Here is an 18,697-nt window from a genome sequence, read left to right as displayed (position 1 = left end):
TAGCATAGGATTTCCATAAAATATGTCGAATAGTGGAATGTACAACTTAATTATATTAAATGTGAGGTAATATATGAAAGAAAATTCCGTGGAAATTCAGTTGAATAACGTAACATTCCAATTAAAAGAATATCATAATTTTGATTGGCTTATTAAATTAGGGACCGTATTTGCAGTTTTTGACCAGCAAGACTCAGGTAATATAAGTTTTGGTGTAGAAAAAGATGGGCATAAGAAATTTATTAAATACGCAGGAGCACAAACAATTGCATTTGAAGGAACAACGGGTCACGCTATTAAAAGGTTAAAAAATTCAGTTACTATCTATGAAGATTTAAAGCATGAATCGCTCATAAGACTAATTGATCATTTTCCAGTTCAATCTGGATATGTATTAATTTTCGATTGGTTTGATGGTGAATGTCTTCATTCGCATTGGAGTTTCCCACCTCCTGAGAAATATAAAAATCCAAACTCTCCATTTTATAAATTTAGACATTTATCTGCTATAGAACGAATTCATTCCTTACATTCCATTTTTTCTTTCCATACTTATGTAGAAAAGAAAAACTATGTAGCAATAGATTTTTATGACGGTAGTATTCTATATAATTTTAATACAAACGAGACAAAAATTTGTGATATAGATTTATACAGTAAGAAACCTTACATAAATAAAATGGGCCGGCTATGGGGTTCCTCCCGTTTTATGTCACCAGAGGAATTTGAACTAAACGCTATAATTGATGAAAGAACAAATGTATTTAATATGGGAGCAATGGCTTTCTCACTTTTAGGCGGTGAAAAAGATCGTTCCTTTATAAAATGGGAAGCAAGTAAGGAATTATATGAGGTAGCGTATCGTGCTGTAAGTGACAATCGGGCAGAACGGTATGCATCAGTTATAGAATTCTACGAAGCGTGGTTAAAAGCGGCTAATACAGAAAATATATAACCTTAAATTATTAAAAGAAATATAGAGTTTATACTATACTTGTTTTGTTTTCTTTGCTATTGCAAACTTCAAAAAAGCTGCAAGTAGGAGGAGGAGCGGTATTCCCTGAATAAAGAGACATCCTCCAAAAAAATCAAGCGTAGTGCTATATGGAGAGTCTGTTGCCATCACACCTATAAATAAAGCCATTGGACTTGTGAGTAGATTTATCCTTAAACAGATCATTATCAATGATAGATTTTTAGCCTTAATTTTTGATGAACCAGACAAGAAAAATAAAAATATCGCAGTACCAAATATAAGAAACAGTGTTACATAAAAACTTACCATAATATCCCTCCATGAATATAATTGTACCATTAGCAAGTACAAATTTGAACAAATAGGATATTTATATAAGTCAGATATAGTGTCTCTTTATCAGTTGCAAGAAAAAAGTGGATCCTTACTCTCTCACAAGGAATCCACTCTTTCTATTTCTACAACTCTATTTTTACACGGTCCTCTTCTTGCCCTTACCAGAACCGCAATCACTAGATCATTAACATAATTATCTTTAGCGGAAGTTAAAGGTTTTTATTTGTGTCCTCTAGTTTCCTAGCCGGACTATATTCTATTTTCAAGCCAATTTCTATCTCCCCATGAATAAAACTCAACGTTCTGTTTATACTACAACTACATCTAGAGACACATCACTGTTTAGAGCGGCTAGGTTTTGCTAGCTGCTCTTTTTTGTGTTTTACACAAATAAAATCAATAACTCAGCATATAATATCTATGTAGCTAGACTATTACCTCTGTATCGAGCAGTTAGGCTGGGCTAACTGCTCTTTTATTTATGACAAAATAAAACTTTTAAACAGAATTACTTTCGTATAACATTTTCAATCTCGCTTACACTATAACTGTAACTTTAAGTTACACATCTATTACTTATAGGGCCTAATTTTCTTTTGTGTAACAATTGGTTAGCTCATAAAGTTAACCAATTTGTTGCGTTCAATTTTATTTCTCAATACTTAATACCTGGAATTAATTCTAATTTATTGGTATTAAACTATTGACATTGATTTTCCTCATATACAATTTTTGAAAAGGCCTTTTCTCTCACATCAGGCTCTTTTATTTATTAAAAAAAGATTATTTTATATAGATTACTATAAGCATCCATAAAGCCAAAGCACCAATGATAGCGAGTACTATACGTGTTGAAAGTATCCTTACTTCAAAGTCTGTTTTCTTGGAAGGTTCAGGATATGCAATTATATAAATTCCCTTTAATAATGCAAGCCATGCAATAACTGTTAGGAATCCCTTCCAGTTGAATACCCATACATTATGTAGAATTACAGTACCTAATCCTAGGAAAATTGATAGAAAACCATACATAATACCAAACCCTCTGTCTTCAACCACTAATTTTTTCAAATCACGTAGCACCGATGGACGGACGAAAAGTATTCCTGATACGATAACCGTCATCCATCCCCAGAACAGCCCTAAAAAAGTACTAGTTTCCATTATTATTTCACTCCCCTCAATTATATTTATATTTCAGATATTCCTTCCTTTAGAAAAATTCCAGTACTTTTATATGTAGGTTAAAGTCTACTCTTTTTTTATACAAACATTCCGTATTCAATGCCCATACTTAATCACACCATTTCTCTAAAAAAATGAAGTTTTTATTAATTTTTCATGTTTAAATAAATTTCTTTTACATTGTGATACAAAGATTATCAACTTATAGAATTCCTCTTAAACGCTTCACTTATATAGATGTATTTTTAAAAGAAATAAGTTTCATTACTTACCCTTGCATTAACACAACAATTCATTTGTTAACTTTCAGAAAATATCAACTTGTATTACAGTATCTGCTATCGCGCTTAGCGTAGAAACTGTTACTTTTAACGAGATACTATCCCCTGCTTGGAATGTTGTTGAAATATTATTAGTTATATTAGAAGTCTGGGCACCAGTTAATGAAACTACAAGAGGTGTATCCACACCATTTTTTCGAATAGTCCAAGTATCAATATTTGTCCCTCCAGGGCCAACTCGAGCACGTACCGATAGTGATTTTATAACAGATTTTTGACTTAATCGGATAAATACTTCTGTATTTGAAACAGCCGCTGTTCCTGGTCTATAAAAACGAGTCCCTCCAGTTGGTAGACCCGACGGATCTGCCCAAATAATTGTAGTAGGCTGTAAAACTGTAGAAAAGCCCAAATTATTAGCGTTAGAATTTATAAGATTCGCTGAACTTAAAATCAATGTTCCAGCTGATTGTGATATATCCGCTGTAGTGCCTTGAATCGACGCTAAACGCAAACTTAATTGTGCTCCTATTCGATTTACTTCTGCCCCAATATAAGATCCTGCTCCAACTGAACTAGTAGTGGTTAAATTAACATCACGGCAATGAAAATTATGTGAATTTGTATTAACCAATATGGCTCTTTTATTCCCTAAACCGGCTGATTTTACTGTTATCGTTGTTGCTCTTACAGTACTTATACTTTCATCTGGAATTCCTGTTCCAAAAGAATGAATTCCATAAACATTTGAAGTCCCACTTGTTGATGCTGTAGAATTATCCACAGTTATAACTGCTGTTCTTAATCTAGAAGTTTGTGATGTTGTTCCAGGAAAAGCAATCCCTGTTAAATCCACATGGATAGAAGAGGTTCCTAATACCGTAATATCTTCTACTCTTGTATTTTCTCCCATTGTGAGTACAGTAGTATTTGATGTTGCATTCTGTTGACGAATTATTACTGTCCATAGACTAATTCCTCGTAATGAATTTCCATTAGGGATAACTACCTTTTCGTCATAAATTCCAGGAAACACAAAAATTGTAATCCCTGTAGCTCCTGTAGTATTAATCGCTGTAATCGCACCATTAATTGTTTTAAAAGGGTTCCCTCCAATAAATGCTGTTGAATCATTTCCTGATTTCATGACCACCGCTGTATTTGTTCTTGATATTAGCAGCTCTTGTAAACTCATTTACTGTTATTTCCCCTTTCATCCTTTATTTCGTTTTTTGCCCATTAATATCTTATGAGCCGGGAAACAAATTAGATGCAAATAAAATTTTCATATTAGACCTCGCCTAACAGCATAACAGTTAAATAATTATGAGCTTGCTTTCTACTAGTCACTTTCTTTCTATTATCCGTTATTTTACAAAAGAGGATTTTCTTAGGAAGCACACTCAAATGTTGAGCGCACTCCTGTATTGTTTTAGTACATATTAGCCATTTAGATTTCCCTTATAAATGGCATACTCCTTTAACTCCATTGCTCAACTTCCCCAAAATAACGTTTTCATTTAAATCCATCTTTTTTGACCGTAGCTTTACTAATATTGTTGCGCTAATGAAACACTTGTACAGATATTAAAAAGATTATCTTAGAGTACATATAAACATGTACTCTTTTTTCTTGTTATAAAATAAAGATTTTTGTATAAAACTACACCTATCTAAGAAACATACATACAATATGATGTGAACCTTTTTTCAAAAAAAAGACTTGGTTATAAAGCACCTTCCTCCCAAAGCGCTCTTTTTATTTGTAAATAAACATTTTTCTCAAATATACTCAAGACATATGTATTTACTAGGATAAGCATTATACTAGAGCAAGAATTATTTTATCCATGTTTATAAGGAGGGGTTTTTATTAAGACAACTTTAATTTCCCATTTTTACAATGAAGAGTATCTACTCCCATGGTGGCTAATGCACCACACAAAACTATTTGATCACGGTATTCTTATTAATCGAGGCTCTACTGATCGTTCAGTAGAAATATGTAAATTATTTGCGCCTCATTGGGAAATCCGAGATTCAAAAGTATTAGAGTTTGATGCTATATTAGTTGATAAAGAGATAATGGAAATAGAAAAAGAAATTAAGGGGTGGAAAATGGTTTTAAATACTACTGAATTTCTTTGCTGTTTTGATAAGGAAGCCTTTTTCTCATCTCTCGTCACTTTAAGGAAAAACATGTATGCTATTAGGACTATTCTGATGGTAGATGACCCTACTCATGGTTATTCCAATCCGAGATACGGAATTCCCCTTGTCAAACAGCGTTATCATGGGAGAATACTCGATCCTACTCCACCTGCCCCTTACTACGGAGGTAGACTAATCCACAATTATTCGCATGGTAACTATATAGCCGGAAGGCATTGGTCAAATCATTCATTTATCGTTTACATGTACCCTGCTTTCGTTTTAAAATTCTTTTACAGTCCATGGAACACAGCTATGAAAAATCGAAAATTACAAATTGGCCCAACCCTTTCTAAACATAGCATACAGAAGGGCTTAGGTACGCATCACCTAGTTACACTAGCTGAATTAGAAACAAAATATAAATTCTTTGCAAGTACAACTGTTGACCTTCGATTAATCCCAGAATATCAAGTTTTATTCCCAGATTTATGTTTCCCTAACCATTAATACATCTAAAAAGAACATTTTGGAACTCCCTATGCAACCCTTGCTTTTGAGTGAGAACCAACTCTTATTAAAATAGCGTTTTTGTTAAAATTTCACTTCAATCTTATTCATTTATGGTATAATCTGTATTATTTATTTTTTCCAAGAAAGGCTAAAGTAATGAGGAAATACTTTGGAATCACTTCATTTTTATTAACTTTAATCGTATTTTTTGGTTTATTATCAATGCTTTCAAACATTTATATACTCTTTTTAATACCTGTCTCAATTGTTTTAGCTGTTTTTGCTCCAAAAGGCTCATCACAAAAAAGTCGCTATAGCTAGTTTAATAATTTCCTGTATTATTTACGCTCTCATATTCGGCTTACTTTTTATAATTAGTTGGGGATTAGCAGAATCAAAACTAAACTAATCCCTTTCTACCAATTAAAGATTTCATTAAACCCTTTCATCTTTTAACTGGACAAGCATATGTTATTGAATGGGGGAATCCACTCATAAAAAATCTACCTTTCTTGTCAAAGAGCATGTATATACGTACTCTTTTTGAATGCATTTAAAGACTTCACATTCATTAGAAATGTACATACAATAATCATGATCATCTTATTATTAATCATTTAAACATCTTGGTCATGGAGCGCCTTTCTCCCAAGGCGCTCTTTAATTTTTAAATAAGGATTTTGTTAACGAACTAAATAAAATTTAATACTTTCCCTAATACTAATCAAAATACAATCTGCTTCTTACCCAGGTTGTATCAAATCAAACAGTTATTTGCATTAACTGTTCGATTTTAATTTTTGTTACATAAACTTGATGTTTTTGTCCACACTATATGTACTCCTTAAATTAATGGTTATAATGTTCTCAATGCAGTTAGCCTTTGCTAGCTGCTCTTTTCTATTGAGTTGAAAATAAATTTTAGGTCTTATTTCTACGACATATAATTTTAACCTAAACATCCAGCTCAAAGTGTTACCGCCTATCTTATAGAGCACTTCAATGCATGATGCTCTTTTTTATTTTTTTCTTTCACTTCTGAATAACATTTTTAACTCTGTTCATACTATTTTTGTAACTTAATGTTACAAACTATTTCTGTAAGCGCAACGTTTCTTTTGTACAACAAGCAGTTAGTTTTATTAACTGGCTGCTTCGTTGCACAAAAGAAAAATCTGCACATGTATTAAGAACATACATAAAATATCATGTGAGATTCTTTTTCAATATTAGGCTTGTTCATGGAGCACCTTAAAAAGCGCTCTTTATATTTGTTAATAAATAACCATTTTGCTCAAACATACATACGGTATATATTAGTTAAGCATATATTTACATAGACAAGACATAACTTTTTTTAAACATGCACAATTTTTGTGCATGTTTTTTTATTTAACAAAATAACTATTTTATTATGTTTCCGAACTTAAGGTAATGTCCTTAAAAAAATTTCATATATATTTATCAGATACACTTTGAAATCCCAGAATATCAAATACTTTTAAGAGTTGACTGACCACCAATATTTGACTTATCTTTAAAGACTTATTAAAAATAACTTAGATACAAAAAAGCTACGTTTTATATAGGATAAAAAATTATCTTACGCAAAGGAGCTTGATTATTTGTGAATTACCAAAATGATAATAACTCAAACATTCACAAATCTTGCACTTGTCCATCCCCCACGGCTAACAGTTTAAATGTTGTTCAAACTACCCCATCAATAGTCTCTGTAAATTCTGCGATTCCATTAGATACCGTGGTAAATTCTAATGGTACGGCAATCTCATTCACACCACCAACAACTGTTTTACTTGAAGGTGGAAGAACCTATTTGGCAATCTATGAAGTGCAAGTTATCATTCAACCAGGAGGTAATTCGGCAGGTATCACTATGTATCTTAATAATAACCCAATTATTGGCTCTGGTACTTCTCTGGGATATACTGCAGGATTCACTTCTGTATCAGCACCCGCTATTTTCACTACACCTTTAGGTATAACAAGTACTCTTACTGTTAATGTAGGACCATATTCTAATACATTAAATACGTTGGGCTTAACTCTTGCTGTTGTAGCATTAACATAACAAATTCTAAAACTCTCTAAAATAAATTTCTTTGTTCTTTAACTGCGGTTTTGAGTTAGCCTCTAAGAACTCGCTATAACTACATATAAAAAAGAATATTATCTGGATCGATAGTACTGGGTGACTCGGCTGACACAATTACTGAGTCACTTATTTTTCTATAGTAAAATAACTATATCATTTGAAATTTGCGCATATCCTAGAAACATATATAAAATAAATTACTGCTACATTTTCACTTGATCTGAGTCTTAGTCAAAGAGCGCTTTCCCGGACGCTTTTTTTCTGTTCAAATAAGAATTTTATTTAAATTTTATAAACCTCTCTTTATCCAGATAGGTTTAAAATTATCTATTTAGCATATATAATACTTTTAAACAATTTAAATTCTATACATAAGTAATGGAGGTTTTAAAATGGGGAGTGTCCCAAATTTAACACCACAACAATCAATCTCAAAAAAACAAATTAATCCTAATAAGAATCAACAAACCTCCGCTTGGTTACTTTTGGATTAGTTTATATCTTACTGTTAAAAACTCATGCTTCAAGATGGTTAGCTAGTGTTTTAGCAACCACATGTTGTACTTTTGCAGCTATTTATCAAACGTTTTCAATTTTTTCCATGAACACAGCAAAAAAGAGGCCTTATGGCTCTTTTTTTATTCCTTAATAACAATCTTAATATGGTAAAATATATCCATCTCTCATATGTCCAACTATGTAATTTTCATAGCAGTAAAATTAAAACAAGACTTATACACCATGGCTCAAAATAAAATGAAGGAGTGTTTTAAGCGGAAGGACATATTCGAAAAAGAGGAAATAAGTACCGTATCTTTATTAATATTGGTCGTGATCCAGAGATAGGAAAAAGAAGCCGAAAAAGATTAAGGAGTTAAATGAAGGGGCTTTTGTGGAGCCGACTAAGCTTAGTTTAAAAGACTATATGGTTCAGTGGTTAGAAATTAAAAGGGTGAGTATAGAAAAGTTTCTTATAATAGCAATATAACCCACTATGTTATACCTAGTATAGGAATAATTGCACTTCATAAATTAAATGTTATGCACATTCAAAAATGCTATAAATTAACACTAGATAATGGTATTTCAAATAATTGCATCGAATACTAAAAACAGCTTTAAATCTAGCAGTTAAACAAAATATTATTTCTAGAAATCCTGCTAATTTTGTTGAGTTACCAAAAAAGAAAAAAGCTCCATCCAGACTTGGACGGAGGAAGAACCAGTAAAAAATTTTTGGTAAAAGTAGCTTTGGCTAGCTAATGTTTGCATTTTATAACCAAAATCCAAATAAATCTTCTATTAACAAGGTTTATTCACCTTAACACATGTTATCATGTATAATACATATGAAAAGAAAATTCAGAATAACGAGGCAAATATTATGGACTTTGTTTATATTAATCAAAACGTGTTAAATAATCTTCTATACATTTTATGTAGTATATTTGTTTTTTATTTCATATATGATAGCCGGCACTATTTAAAGAAATATAAAATACTACTGATCACCCTTTGTTCTAGTATCCCGCTTATTTTATGTATGCGATACCCTATCTATATGGATGAAAGTTGTATTCATGATTTAAGACAAATTCCGGTCATAATAGGTACGCTTTATGGTGGATTCCCTGTCGGTATCATATTGTTTGCAATTTTATTAATTACGAGATTTTTATTTTATGGCTTTAACATGTTGACAGTTGTTGTTTACGGAATAATGTTCATCGTTACAGCACTCGCATCTTCAAAATTTAATACATATAATAGAAAACTTAAAGTAGCTTTTTCCATGCTTTTAACCTTTTTCCTAGCAATATTTACAACTTTAATTGTATTAACCTTATCAGATTTTGAAGTGAATAATTTGTATATTATTTATTTCATGGTATTACCGACTACTTTAATGTTATTTATTGTTTATATAAATGAAGTTATTAAAGATGCTGTATTAATGCGCTCAAAATTAATTAAAATGGAAAAAATGGAGATTGTTAGCCAACTCGCTGCAAGTATATCGCACGAAGTAAGGAATCCCTTAACGGTTGTAAAAGGATTTACACAGCTTTTAAAAACACCAAATTTAACTCCCGAATCAAGAGACGAATATATTAAACATATACTTGAAGAGTTAAATCGTGCCCAAGAAATTATCGATGATTACTTAACGTTTGCCAAACCTGCTCCAGAAAAATTAGATCAAATTTCAGTAAAACAAGAGTTAAATCGAGTTATTAATATGATATTGCCATTGTGTAATATGAATACGATACATATTACACAGGATTTTTCTGAGGCAACCATTGTTGGTAATAAACAGCACTTTCAACAATGTTTTTTAAACTTAATAAAAAATAGTATTGAAGCAATGCCTAATGGTGGTACCTTAAATATTTCCTCATCCATCAATAATAGTAAAGTTGAAATACGAATTGAAGATAGCGGAGTTGGAATGTCACAGGAGCAAATACATCGATTCGGTGAACCGTATTTTAGTACAAAAACAAAAGGAACTGGTTTAGGTACAATGGTTGCTGTTAAGATTATTGAGACGATGCATGGAAGTTTAAAAATCAGAAGTATCGTTAGTAAAGGAACGACTTTAACGATTACGTTCCCGAAATATAGTAAGAATACACATTAAAACAAATAAAAAAGGAGCATAGTCGCTCCTTTTTTATTTGTTTCGATACATAAGTATCTTCAATGTTTTTTTAGTTTACATTTGTGAAGACTAATTAAAAATTAGTATCCTCCGCCCCAGCAGCTGCATCCTACAATTATTAATAGAATGAATAACACAACTAATAAAGCGAAACCTCCACCAAAACCACAAGAACCACCGTAACTCATATTTTCTCCTCCTTTTGGTTTGAAAACTAATAGGTAGTTGATCATTTTAACTGGTTCGTATTATACATTATGTGTATATCCCTTTTTTGAGCATGTCTACATAAAAATAAGTAAAAGCACTCGTTTAAAGAGTGCTTTAAAATGGATACCAAAAGTTTTGAAATACGTTTAATTTTAAATATACCGCAACAATAAATATGAAAATACCGGCAAATAAAGCGATGAAATCTTCACGTTTCGCCTTACTTGTATAAAACCATGTACGTTTATCCTTCTTTCCAAATCCTCTTAAATCCATTGCATTTGAAACCGTATCTATTCTTTCTAGAGAATGAATGATTAGTGGCCAGAAAATTAAAACACGGTTCTTCATACGAACCCATAAACTTGCTTCTCCTTTTTCAAAAGCCACTCCTCTCGCTTCTTGCGCGTGTTTAATAATTTTATACTCAGACTGGATGTCAGGAATATAACGTAGTGCAATATTTATTGCATAAGTAATCTTATAATGAATACCCAGTTTACTTAAGTTACTTACAAATTCACTTGGATCTGTCGTGTAAATAAAAAGAAGTGTAAATGGTAATAACGTAAAATACTTTAATGAAAGTGTAGCTGCATAAAATAATGTTTCATATGTAATCGTTGCATATCCAACATGTAAAAACACGGTATATGATTCAGTTAATTCAGATCCATGAGTTGGTGTAATCAATAAAATCATGACAGAGTTTAATAAACTAAATGTAAATATGACACTAAAAACAATTAAAATTTTACGAAATGGAATTTTAGCAATGCTGAGCCCGATACACCCAATAATAAATAATATTAGCAACACCCGAAAATCAAAAAACAAAAAAGTAAGCGTCATACAAAAAATAAATAAAAACAATTTCACTACCCCATCCATACGATGAAAATATGTACTATGCACCTTCCTCCCTCCTATTACTGTCTAAATAAAGCTCCATAAATTTTTCTGGACATGCAATCCCACTAAATTTAACAAGCTTGGTTAAAGAACTCTCTCTTAAGTTGGCTCTTTGTAACGTTTCTTGATCGCCTAATACATCAAACACTGTATTATCCGCAATAATTTTCCCTTCATGTAGAACTACTGCACGGTCTGCATATTCTAGTACGAGATTCATATCATGAGTGATAAAAACAAATGAAATACCCTTTTTAGCTAGGTTTTTAATAAAAGACATAAATTGTTTATAGTGATAATAATCTTGTCCCGCTGTCGGTTCATCTAATATGATAAGTTTAGGATTTGTTGTTAATACAGATGCGATTGTTAATCTCTTTTTTTGCCCATAGCTTAGTGCTTGAATTGGCCAATTACGAAATGGATATAAACCACAAATTTTTAAAGTTCCTTCTACTCTATTCTTAATTTCTTCCTTAGAAAAATTATGTAATGTTAATGTAAATGAAACTTCTTCAAAAACAGTAGGCTGTGTAATCATATGATTTGGATTTTGCATCACGTAAGATATGATTTCCCCACGTTTACGAATAGACCAAGAACTAATATCTTCACCTTTTAACAAGATTTTCCCATTTTTCATTTTGTTTATGCCTATAAGACTATGAGCTAATGTTGATTTCCCTGCTCCATTATGTCCTAACAGTGCCACAATTTCTCCTTCATATATTGAAAGGTTTACATTTTCTAATACTTTTTGTTTATTAGAGTATGAAAATGATAAATTCTCCACTTTAAGTAATTCCTTGTTTTTAGTATTCCCTTTTAATATGACTTGTTTCTCCATCCACTCTTTTATAACGTTGCTTACCTTTTCTTTTTGAAGGTTTTCCATTGGATATATTACGTCATTATTACTATCAAAATGTAATCTCTTTAATGCTTCGATGTAAATAGGCTCTCTTAAGCCGATACGTGGTAATATATTTGACGCTAAGATTTCTTTTGGTGTTCCTATCGCAATGACTTTACCTTCATCAATTAATATAACTTTGTCTAAATCCAGTTTTAAAATTTCTTCTATCCTATGTTCGATAATAACAATCGTTTTATTATATTGTTCATGTATATCTTTCATAAGTTCTATCGTATGTATGGCGCTTAGTGGATCTAAGTTTGCTAACGGTTCATCGAACAATAATATATCCGCATTTGTTGTTAATAAACCAGCAAGGGAAACTGTTTGCTTTTGACCTCCTGATAATTCATGTGGACTTTGTTTATGAAACGTATGCATCTTCACCTTTCTTAATGAGTCCGAAACAATCTTTTTCATATCATCTTGCTTTACACATTCATTTTCTAAATAAAAAGCTACATCTTCTTCTACTGTCAGACCAATAAATTGAGCATCTTGATCTTGCAAAATTGTTCCTACCTGTTTACTTTGTTCAAAAATACTTCCTTCCCTCGGGTCTTTACCGGCAATTAAAACGTTACCTGTACTAGTCCCTTCGTAAGAAAATGGGATTAGCCCATTTATACAATGAGCTAATGTCGACTTGCCTGAACCACTTCGTCCAGCAATTAGCACTTTTTCCCCAGGGTATATATGAAAGGTAATATCACTTAAAGTAGGCTGCGCAGCATGCCAATATTGAAAGGTGAATTGTTCAAACGAAATAATTGGTTGCATGTTAACATCCCTACTTTTCAATTTTTAAATGTGTATGTTTCTTATTGGATTTCGCCAAACCAATTGTAAGTGGCAATCCAAGTACTAAGAAAACGATGACATCGGAAATTGTTGCGCCTAATACTTGTATAACAATTTTGTCAAATGGTTCTCCCATCACAATAATATCGAATGCCCCAGCAAATATAATAGCAATGACAATACCAACTAGCCCAGTAATTGCTAAATAAGAAATATCCCCCTTGTTAAACGACCCGTTTTTCACACTAAAACCAACTCTTCTTTGAATAAGCCCCATTGAAAAACCAATAATTCCTGAACTAATAACCCAGCCCCACCAAATCCCCCATCCAGCAATCGTATCTGTTACGGTATGACCGATAAGTCCGATTAACAGTCCTGCCACTGGACCAAATAATGCTCCAAAAACAGTTAATATAGCTAATGCTGGTTTAATAAATGTATTCGGTGCAATAGAAAATCCCCAAAGCCCTAATATCCCGTATAATGCTGCTCCAATACCGATTGCTACTACTAACTTTGTTGATAATTTGTTCATGACAATTCCCCTCTCATATTAGTCAACTTTTATTACTCTATATTTAATTTAAAAATGAATTATGCATCGACACTCCCTTTCTATACAACAAAAAAATGACCTCTTACATAAGAGGTCATTTTCTGTCACGTTCAAGAATCCTCTTATCTTTCAAAAAACACATCGTGTCCTCTGCGGAATTAGCACCTTCCTATAAAATTGCATAGGGGTTGCTGAGGTTTCTTAGGGCCGTTCCCTCCACCTCTCTGGATAAGTATTAATTTGTAATTCGTATTATGGCACTAAAGAATGTAAATTTCAACACTTTTCTTACTATTTTTATTTTTTGTTAAATAGATCATTTAAATCATTGTATTCTTATCGGAATTATGAAATAATAAATTCAAAATCGTTTCGGGAGGAATGCATTATGAAAGTTATTGGTTTGATTGGAGGATTAAGTTGGGAATCTACATCATTATACTATAAACATATTAATACACTTACACTCTCTCAATACGATCAAAATGCAAAGTTAGTTTTATATAGTATGGACTTTGGTGAAGTAACTACTTTATTACAAAACCATCAATATGAAGAAGTGAAAAATGAACTAGTTACAGTTGCAAAGAAAGTTGAAAAATCTGGGGCTGAATGTTTATTAATGTGTTCAAATACCGTACATCTATTTGCCGAGGAAGTAGAACAAGCAATATCTATCCCGCTTCTTCACATTGGTGATGTAAGTGCTAAAGAAATGGTAGAACAGAATATAAAACGTATCGGACTATTAGGAACAAAACAAACGATGGAGCAAGATTTCTATAAATCACGATTAGCGAAATATAACATTGAGACAATTATCCCAAATGACGAGGAAAGAACTTTTATCCACCATGTCATATTAGATGAATTAAGTAGAGGGATCATTTCAGAAACATCTAAAGAAAAGCTATTACAAATTACAAAATCATTAATTCAAAACAGCGCTGAAGGTATATTATTAGGCTGTACTGAAATACCTTTACTCATCTCCCAAAATGATCTCACTGTTCCCGTTTTTGATACTGCTTTTTTACATGCAAATACTGCTGTACAATTTGCTGGATAAGAATATACAAGCATAAAGGTGAGAACCTCTATGCTTGTATACAGTTACGACTATTTATCCCGCTATTTATGGGTAGTAAAATCCCTATCGATTAAAGTTTTACTTTATTTAAAAGAGATTCAATAACTGCAATTGCTTCTTTTGAACCACCACATTCTAAAAAGCTATCATTAAGTTTTCTTATACCATGTTTATACTTTTCATTTGAAAGAACATCTGTTACGGCCTCTTTTAAAGTGTGCACATTAACATGTTCTTTCAATAGTCTATGTGCCGCTTCAAGCTCAGTTAATCTTTGCGCTATCATTGGCTGGTCTTTATCATGCGGTATTATTACAAATGGGACATTATAATGAATGGCATCGTGTACGCTATTCATACCACCATGTGTAATAAAAACATCTGCTTCATTTAATATTTCTGATTGAGGTACGTATGGAGCAATTATAAAATTATCTGGTGCTTTCTTAATTTTAGAAATATCATTTCTATCACCAATTGCCATTACAACTATCCCATCAAAATCTGAAAAAGTATCAATACAAGTATTAAAGAATGGTTCGAGTCCTTCAAGCAGTGTTCCCATTGAAATATAAATAACTTTCTTTTCTTTAAGTGATTCCAATGGAAACTTTATATTTGTTTTACGCTTTGAAATACTCGGTCCAATAAAAATGTTATTTTCTTCGAATGATTCGCTATTAGGTTGGAAATAACGACTTGTGTATACGAGACAAACATCACCCTTATTATTCATAAATTGAAGATTATTGTTTGGTTTTACTCCAAATTCATGTTCCATCTGGTTTAATAATTTTTCAGAGATCTTCTCTGGTTGGAATGGTATATCTGCATTTGGATGAAAAGGTAATGTCTTCAAAAACTCTGAAGGAATTAAAAATATAGGTGAGGACACTACACCTGGAACTTTTAAATACTCCTTTACTAACTCTCCCGCACCAAATATATCATAAATTACGAAATCAAAATTTATGCTTTCACTTAATTGTTTCGTAATTTCTAATATATATAAAGAAGTTTGAACATGCACATGAAAGAAAGCATTTAACCCAGATGAGGTTTCAGCATCAATAGAAATCCCCTTTAATAGATCCGGATGAGTATGTACAGTAGCTCCTAAATCTTCAATTCTACCCTTAAAGTTTGCCGTTGTAATATAATGTACATTATCCCCTCGTTCAGTAAAGGCTTTTACTAAATTTAATGTAGGGTTTACATGTCCCTCTGCTGGAAAATTAACTACTAAAATATTTAGCACTTATTCCTCACTCCTTACATTTCACTATTTTAATTAAGCATACTGTTATTTGTACATGTAATCGTCCCCTAATAGTCCTAATGTGCTTGCAACATTATGTTGATAAATAATTTTCAGTCATCAACATAAAAAAAGGCATCTACCTATGTAGATGCCTAACCGTGATAAGGAGTGTTCTGTGAGGTTAGAACAAGCTTTTCTGCTTGTCCTATGCTATCAATATATGATTTATTTTACAAAACGTGAATCGTTAATAGAATTATTTTAGCTCATTAAAATAAAAAAAGAGTTATTAATAAATATAATCTCAATTATTATTATGATGTAGCTACCTATGTTCCTCCAATATTTTAGAATAAACAGCTTCATATATACCTCATTTCTAATCTATTCCCAGATAAAAACGCCTCTAGTTCACATGAATGCTAGAGACGTTTCGTCCATTTTAATTCTCTTTAGAGTCATCTGTTTTTGGCGCTTCACCAGTTAATCGCTTATTTTTCAAATCAAAATAAGCATCTAAAACTTCTTTTCCAATATCGGAGTTAATGCCTGATTTATCATTTTTAACCCACGGTACTACAACAGAAAATGCTACTTCTGGATCATCATATGGCGCATATCCAGCTAATGTTAAATTATAACATTCTCTACGGTCGCCTTTCTCATTTCGCCCAATATCATTTTCTCCACCATATACAGTTTGTGCGGTCCCTGTTTTACCAGCTGGTTTATATGGTGCTTTTTGGAACGCTCTTACTCCCGTTCCATCTCCTTCTTGAAATACTTTTCTAAATCCTTCTTTTACTTGATTAATATATTCTTGTTTCATATCAATTCTATTTAAAACAACGGGTTCTATTGATTGTACTACTTTACCAACCTCATCTTTTTGAACGGTTTGTTCTCTAATCTCTTGAACAATTTGTGGTTTCATTCGATACCCTCCATTTGCGATAGTGGAAATATATTGTGCAAGCTGAAGTGGTGTATACGTATCATATTGTCCAATAGAATAATCTAATAAGAAACCAGGCTGATTATCTTTTCTTCCAATTTGTCCTGCAGTTTCATTTGGTAAATCAATACCAGTTTGTACGCCTAGTCCAAATTGCCTGAAATAATACCTCATTTTATCAAAATATTCTTGTTTAATATCTAGTGAACTATTTTTCACATAATCCACGCCAGCAATTTTTAATGCTATATTAAACATATAAACGTTTGAAGAAACTTGTAACGCTCTTAGATCGTCTATATCACCAAAATTTTTCCAAGACTTCTTCTCCTTAGTTCCTTTAAACTTCATAGGTGCATCATAAAAATGTGTTCCAGGAGTTATTGCATTTGTTTCAAACCCTGTTAACACTGTCGCACCTTTAACCGTTGATCCAAGCTCATAAGAACTAGTCAGCGTGCCTAAAGCATAATCTTCTACTTCCATTTTCCCGTCTTTTTCTACAAGCTTTTTCCCAGCCATTGATAATACTTGGCCATTTTTTGGATTCATCATCACTACGAAAGCACGGTCTAACATTGATTCTGATCCTTTATATTGTTTTAATATTTTTTCTATACTCTCCTCTACTTTTTTTTGCAATTCCATATCTATTGTTAAAGTTAAATTTTTACCGCTTTTCCCTTCAGTAACAGTTTCCGTTCTAATAGTATTTCCTTGTTTATCAGCAATGCTTCTTACTTCTTTTTTTGTGCCATGAAGTACATCTTCGTATTGCTGTTCTATATAACTCTTGCCGACCCTATCATTTCGGCTATAATCACGCACTAAATAATAATCTAATCTTTCACGTGGCAATCCTTCATCAGCATTTGAAACGTTACCAAGGACAGAACGGAATAACCCATCATTTACATAGATTCTCTCCCAATCAACTGATGCATCTACCCCTGGAAGGTTCGCTAAATTTTCACTAATCACCGCATATTCCTGTTCACTAACGTTCTTTTTAATAATTTGAGGTGCCATCTGAAAACCTGAGTTCATTTTGCTTTTAATAGCTAACACTTCTATATCTTTAGCCGTTAATTCTTGAAGATTTTTATCTGTAACGCGCTTCCTTTTTAAATCTTCTATTTTTTTGTCTAGCTCTTTTCCGGTAATATCCTTATCTCGGAACTTATCTATTTCTTTTTTTGATACTAAGTCTTGAGTAAGTTCTGGATTTAATTGCATCCAAAAGTCTTTCTTATCAGTCTCCGTTAACTTATCTATATCTTCTTGTGGCATTTCAATAATATCTGCAAGTTGTCTTGCTGATTTTAATATTTCTTCTTGTTTTACACCTTTCACCTTTGTATATGTAATTGTACGTAAAGACTTATTATCAACTACTGGATTTCCTTCACGATCAAATATTTTCCCACGTGGTACAGAAAGACCCACGGTTGTATTTTCTCTCTTCTCTACTTCATTTTTATATGTTTCTCCATCAAAAATTTGTACTTTCCCTAACTGAATAATAATGCCAGAAAATAATAAAAATACACAAAGGAATAAAATATTTAACCGGAGAGGTACTACTCTCCCACTTTTCTTCTCTTGCTTTTTCACCTTGTCATAATCTCCTCCTTACAATATTCCAAATAATAATCACATTTCTATATTAAAAGTAATGTACAATTTCTATACATTGCTTTGTACAAATATTAATATAATGTTTAAAACTTAATAGAAATTAAAACAAAGGTAAAGAAAAGGTAAAGTTTA

General features: G+C 32.0%; 14 protein-coding genes, 2 pseudogenes and 1 riboswitch. Of the genes and pseudogenes, 7 read left to right on the top strand and 9 right to left on the bottom strand.

Translation table 11 applies throughout. The annotated features are described in order from the left end of the window. The first annotated feature begins 73 nt into the window (after positions 1-73). Positions 74-955, top strand: a complete 882-nt coding sequence (locus tag BAQ53_RS12430) for a protein kinase domain-containing protein (protein WP_000662484.1) — start codon at positions 74-76, stop codon at positions 953-955. 33 nt (positions 956-988) lie between these two features. Here BAQ53_RS12430 and BAQ53_RS12425 read toward each other — a convergent pair whose 3' ends face one another. The 3 genes from BAQ53_RS12425 to BAQ53_RS12415 all read right to left on the bottom strand — a co-directional run bounded on the left by BAQ53_RS12425 (position 989) and on the right by BAQ53_RS12415 (position 3,973). Then, entirely contained in the window at positions 989-1,285 is a 297-nt protein-coding gene (locus BAQ53_RS12425) for a hypothetical protein (RefSeq protein WP_000253419.1), read from the bottom strand. A gap of 810 nt (positions 1,286-2,095) precedes the next feature. Next, positions 2,096-2,476: a hypothetical protein gene (locus tag BAQ53_RS12420; protein ID WP_000450246.1), complete on the bottom strand. Its 381-nt coding sequence runs from the start codon at positions 2,474-2,476 to the stop codon at positions 2,096-2,098. 327 nt (positions 2,477-2,803) lie between these two features. Then, on the bottom strand, positions 2,804-3,973 hold the full coding sequence (locus tag BAQ53_RS12415; RefSeq protein ID WP_000058013.1) for a pectinesterase: 1,170 nt from the start codon (positions 3,971-3,973) through the stop codon (positions 2,804-2,806). 737 nt (positions 3,974-4,710) lie between these two features. Between BAQ53_RS12415 and BAQ53_RS12410 the strand changes: the two genes are divergently transcribed. The 5 genes and pseudogenes from BAQ53_RS12410 (at position 4,711) to BAQ53_RS12395 (ending at position 10,202) form a co-directional block, all read left to right on the top strand. Continuing rightward, positions 4,711-5,439 (top strand): hypothetical protein, encoded by a 729-nt coding sequence (locus BAQ53_RS12410; RefSeq protein ID WP_000546535.1) that lies wholly within the window; start codon positions 4,711-4,713, stop codon positions 5,437-5,439. Between the two features lie 1,630 nt (positions 5,440-7,069). Beyond that, entirely contained in the window at positions 7,070-7,534 is a 465-nt protein-coding gene (locus BAQ53_RS12405; RefSeq protein WP_001109250.1) for a hypothetical protein, read from the top strand. A gap of 416 nt (positions 7,535-7,950) precedes the next feature. Then, positions 7,951-8,031, top strand: a pseudogene (locus BAQ53_RS26480) (septum formation initiator family protein); the annotation flags it as partial. Positions 8,032-8,343: 312 nt separating this feature from the next. Then, a pseudogene (locus BAQ53_RS26475) lies at positions 8,344-8,795 on the top strand (site-specific integrase); the annotation flags it as partial. A 147-nt stretch (positions 8,796-8,942) separates the two neighbouring features. Beyond that, a complete protein-coding gene (locus BAQ53_RS12395; protein WP_002181517.1) occupies positions 8,943-10,202 on the top strand; it encodes a sensor histidine kinase in 1,260 nt (419 codons plus the stop codon). A gap of 101 nt (positions 10,203-10,303) precedes the next feature. On the opposite strand, the gene BAQ53_RS12390 is transcribed toward BAQ53_RS12395, so the two are convergent. The 4 genes from BAQ53_RS12390 to BAQ53_RS12375 form a co-directional block, all read right to left on the bottom strand. Then, positions 10,304-10,411, bottom strand: coding sequence for a YjcZ family sporulation protein (locus tag BAQ53_RS12390; RefSeq protein WP_000120182.1), 108 nt, complete (start codon positions 10,409-10,411; stop codon positions 10,304-10,306). A 136-nt stretch (positions 10,412-10,547) separates the two neighbouring features. Further along, complete coding sequence (locus BAQ53_RS12385) at positions 10,548-11,348, bottom strand: energy-coupling factor transporter transmembrane component T family protein (RefSeq protein ID WP_000556378.1); 801 nt, start codon at positions 11,346-11,348, stop codon at positions 10,548-10,550. Continuing rightward, on the bottom strand, positions 11,341-13,041 hold the full coding sequence (locus BAQ53_RS12380; RefSeq protein WP_001182529.1) for an ABC transporter ATP-binding protein: 1,701 nt from the start codon (positions 13,039-13,041) through the stop codon (positions 11,341-11,343). The genes BAQ53_RS12385 and BAQ53_RS12380 overlap by 8 nt, the downstream gene beginning before the upstream one ends. A 10-nt stretch (positions 13,042-13,051) precedes the next feature. Then, positions 13,052-13,600 carry an ECF-type riboflavin transporter substrate-binding protein gene (locus tag BAQ53_RS12375; RefSeq protein WP_001038213.1) on the bottom strand — a complete coding sequence of 183 codons (549 nt, stop codon included), beginning with the start codon at positions 13,598-13,600 and terminating at the stop codon, positions 13,052-13,054. 140 nt (positions 13,601-13,740) lie between these two features. After that, positions 13,741-13,856: riboswitch (SAM riboswitch) on the bottom strand. A 153-nt stretch (positions 13,857-14,009) separates the two neighbouring features. Between BAQ53_RS12375 and BAQ53_RS12370 the strand changes: the two genes are divergently transcribed. After that, on the top strand, positions 14,010-14,690 hold the full coding sequence (locus BAQ53_RS12370) for an aspartate/glutamate racemase family protein (protein ID WP_208906901.1): 681 nt from the start codon (positions 14,010-14,012) through the stop codon (positions 14,688-14,690). Between the two features lie 91 nt (positions 14,691-14,781). Here the strand turns inward: BAQ53_RS12370 and BAQ53_RS12365 are convergent, their stop codons facing one another. Beyond that, a complete protein-coding gene (locus BAQ53_RS12365) occupies positions 14,782-15,969 on the bottom strand; it encodes a macrolide family glycosyltransferase (RefSeq protein WP_000932162.1) in 1,188 nt (395 codons plus the stop codon). Between the two features lie 445 nt (positions 15,970-16,414). Then, the gene (locus BAQ53_RS12360; protein ID WP_000743782.1) at positions 16,415-18,541 is read right to left on the bottom strand and encodes a peptidoglycan D,D-transpeptidase FtsI family protein; all 2,127 of its coding nucleotides are present in this window, start codon (positions 18,539-18,541) and stop codon (positions 16,415-16,417) included. Positions 18,542-18,697: the final 156 nt, after the last annotated feature.

Origin of the sequence: Bacillus sp. B25(2016b) (assembly GCF_001679765.1) — a bacterium.
In the GTDB taxonomy this organism is placed as follows: Bacteria; Bacillota; Bacilli; order Bacillales; family Bacillaceae_G; genus Bacillus_A; species Bacillus_A thuringiensis_K.
Note: the sequence above shows the minus strand (reverse complement) of the source record. Positions and strands in the feature narration are given on the sequence as shown.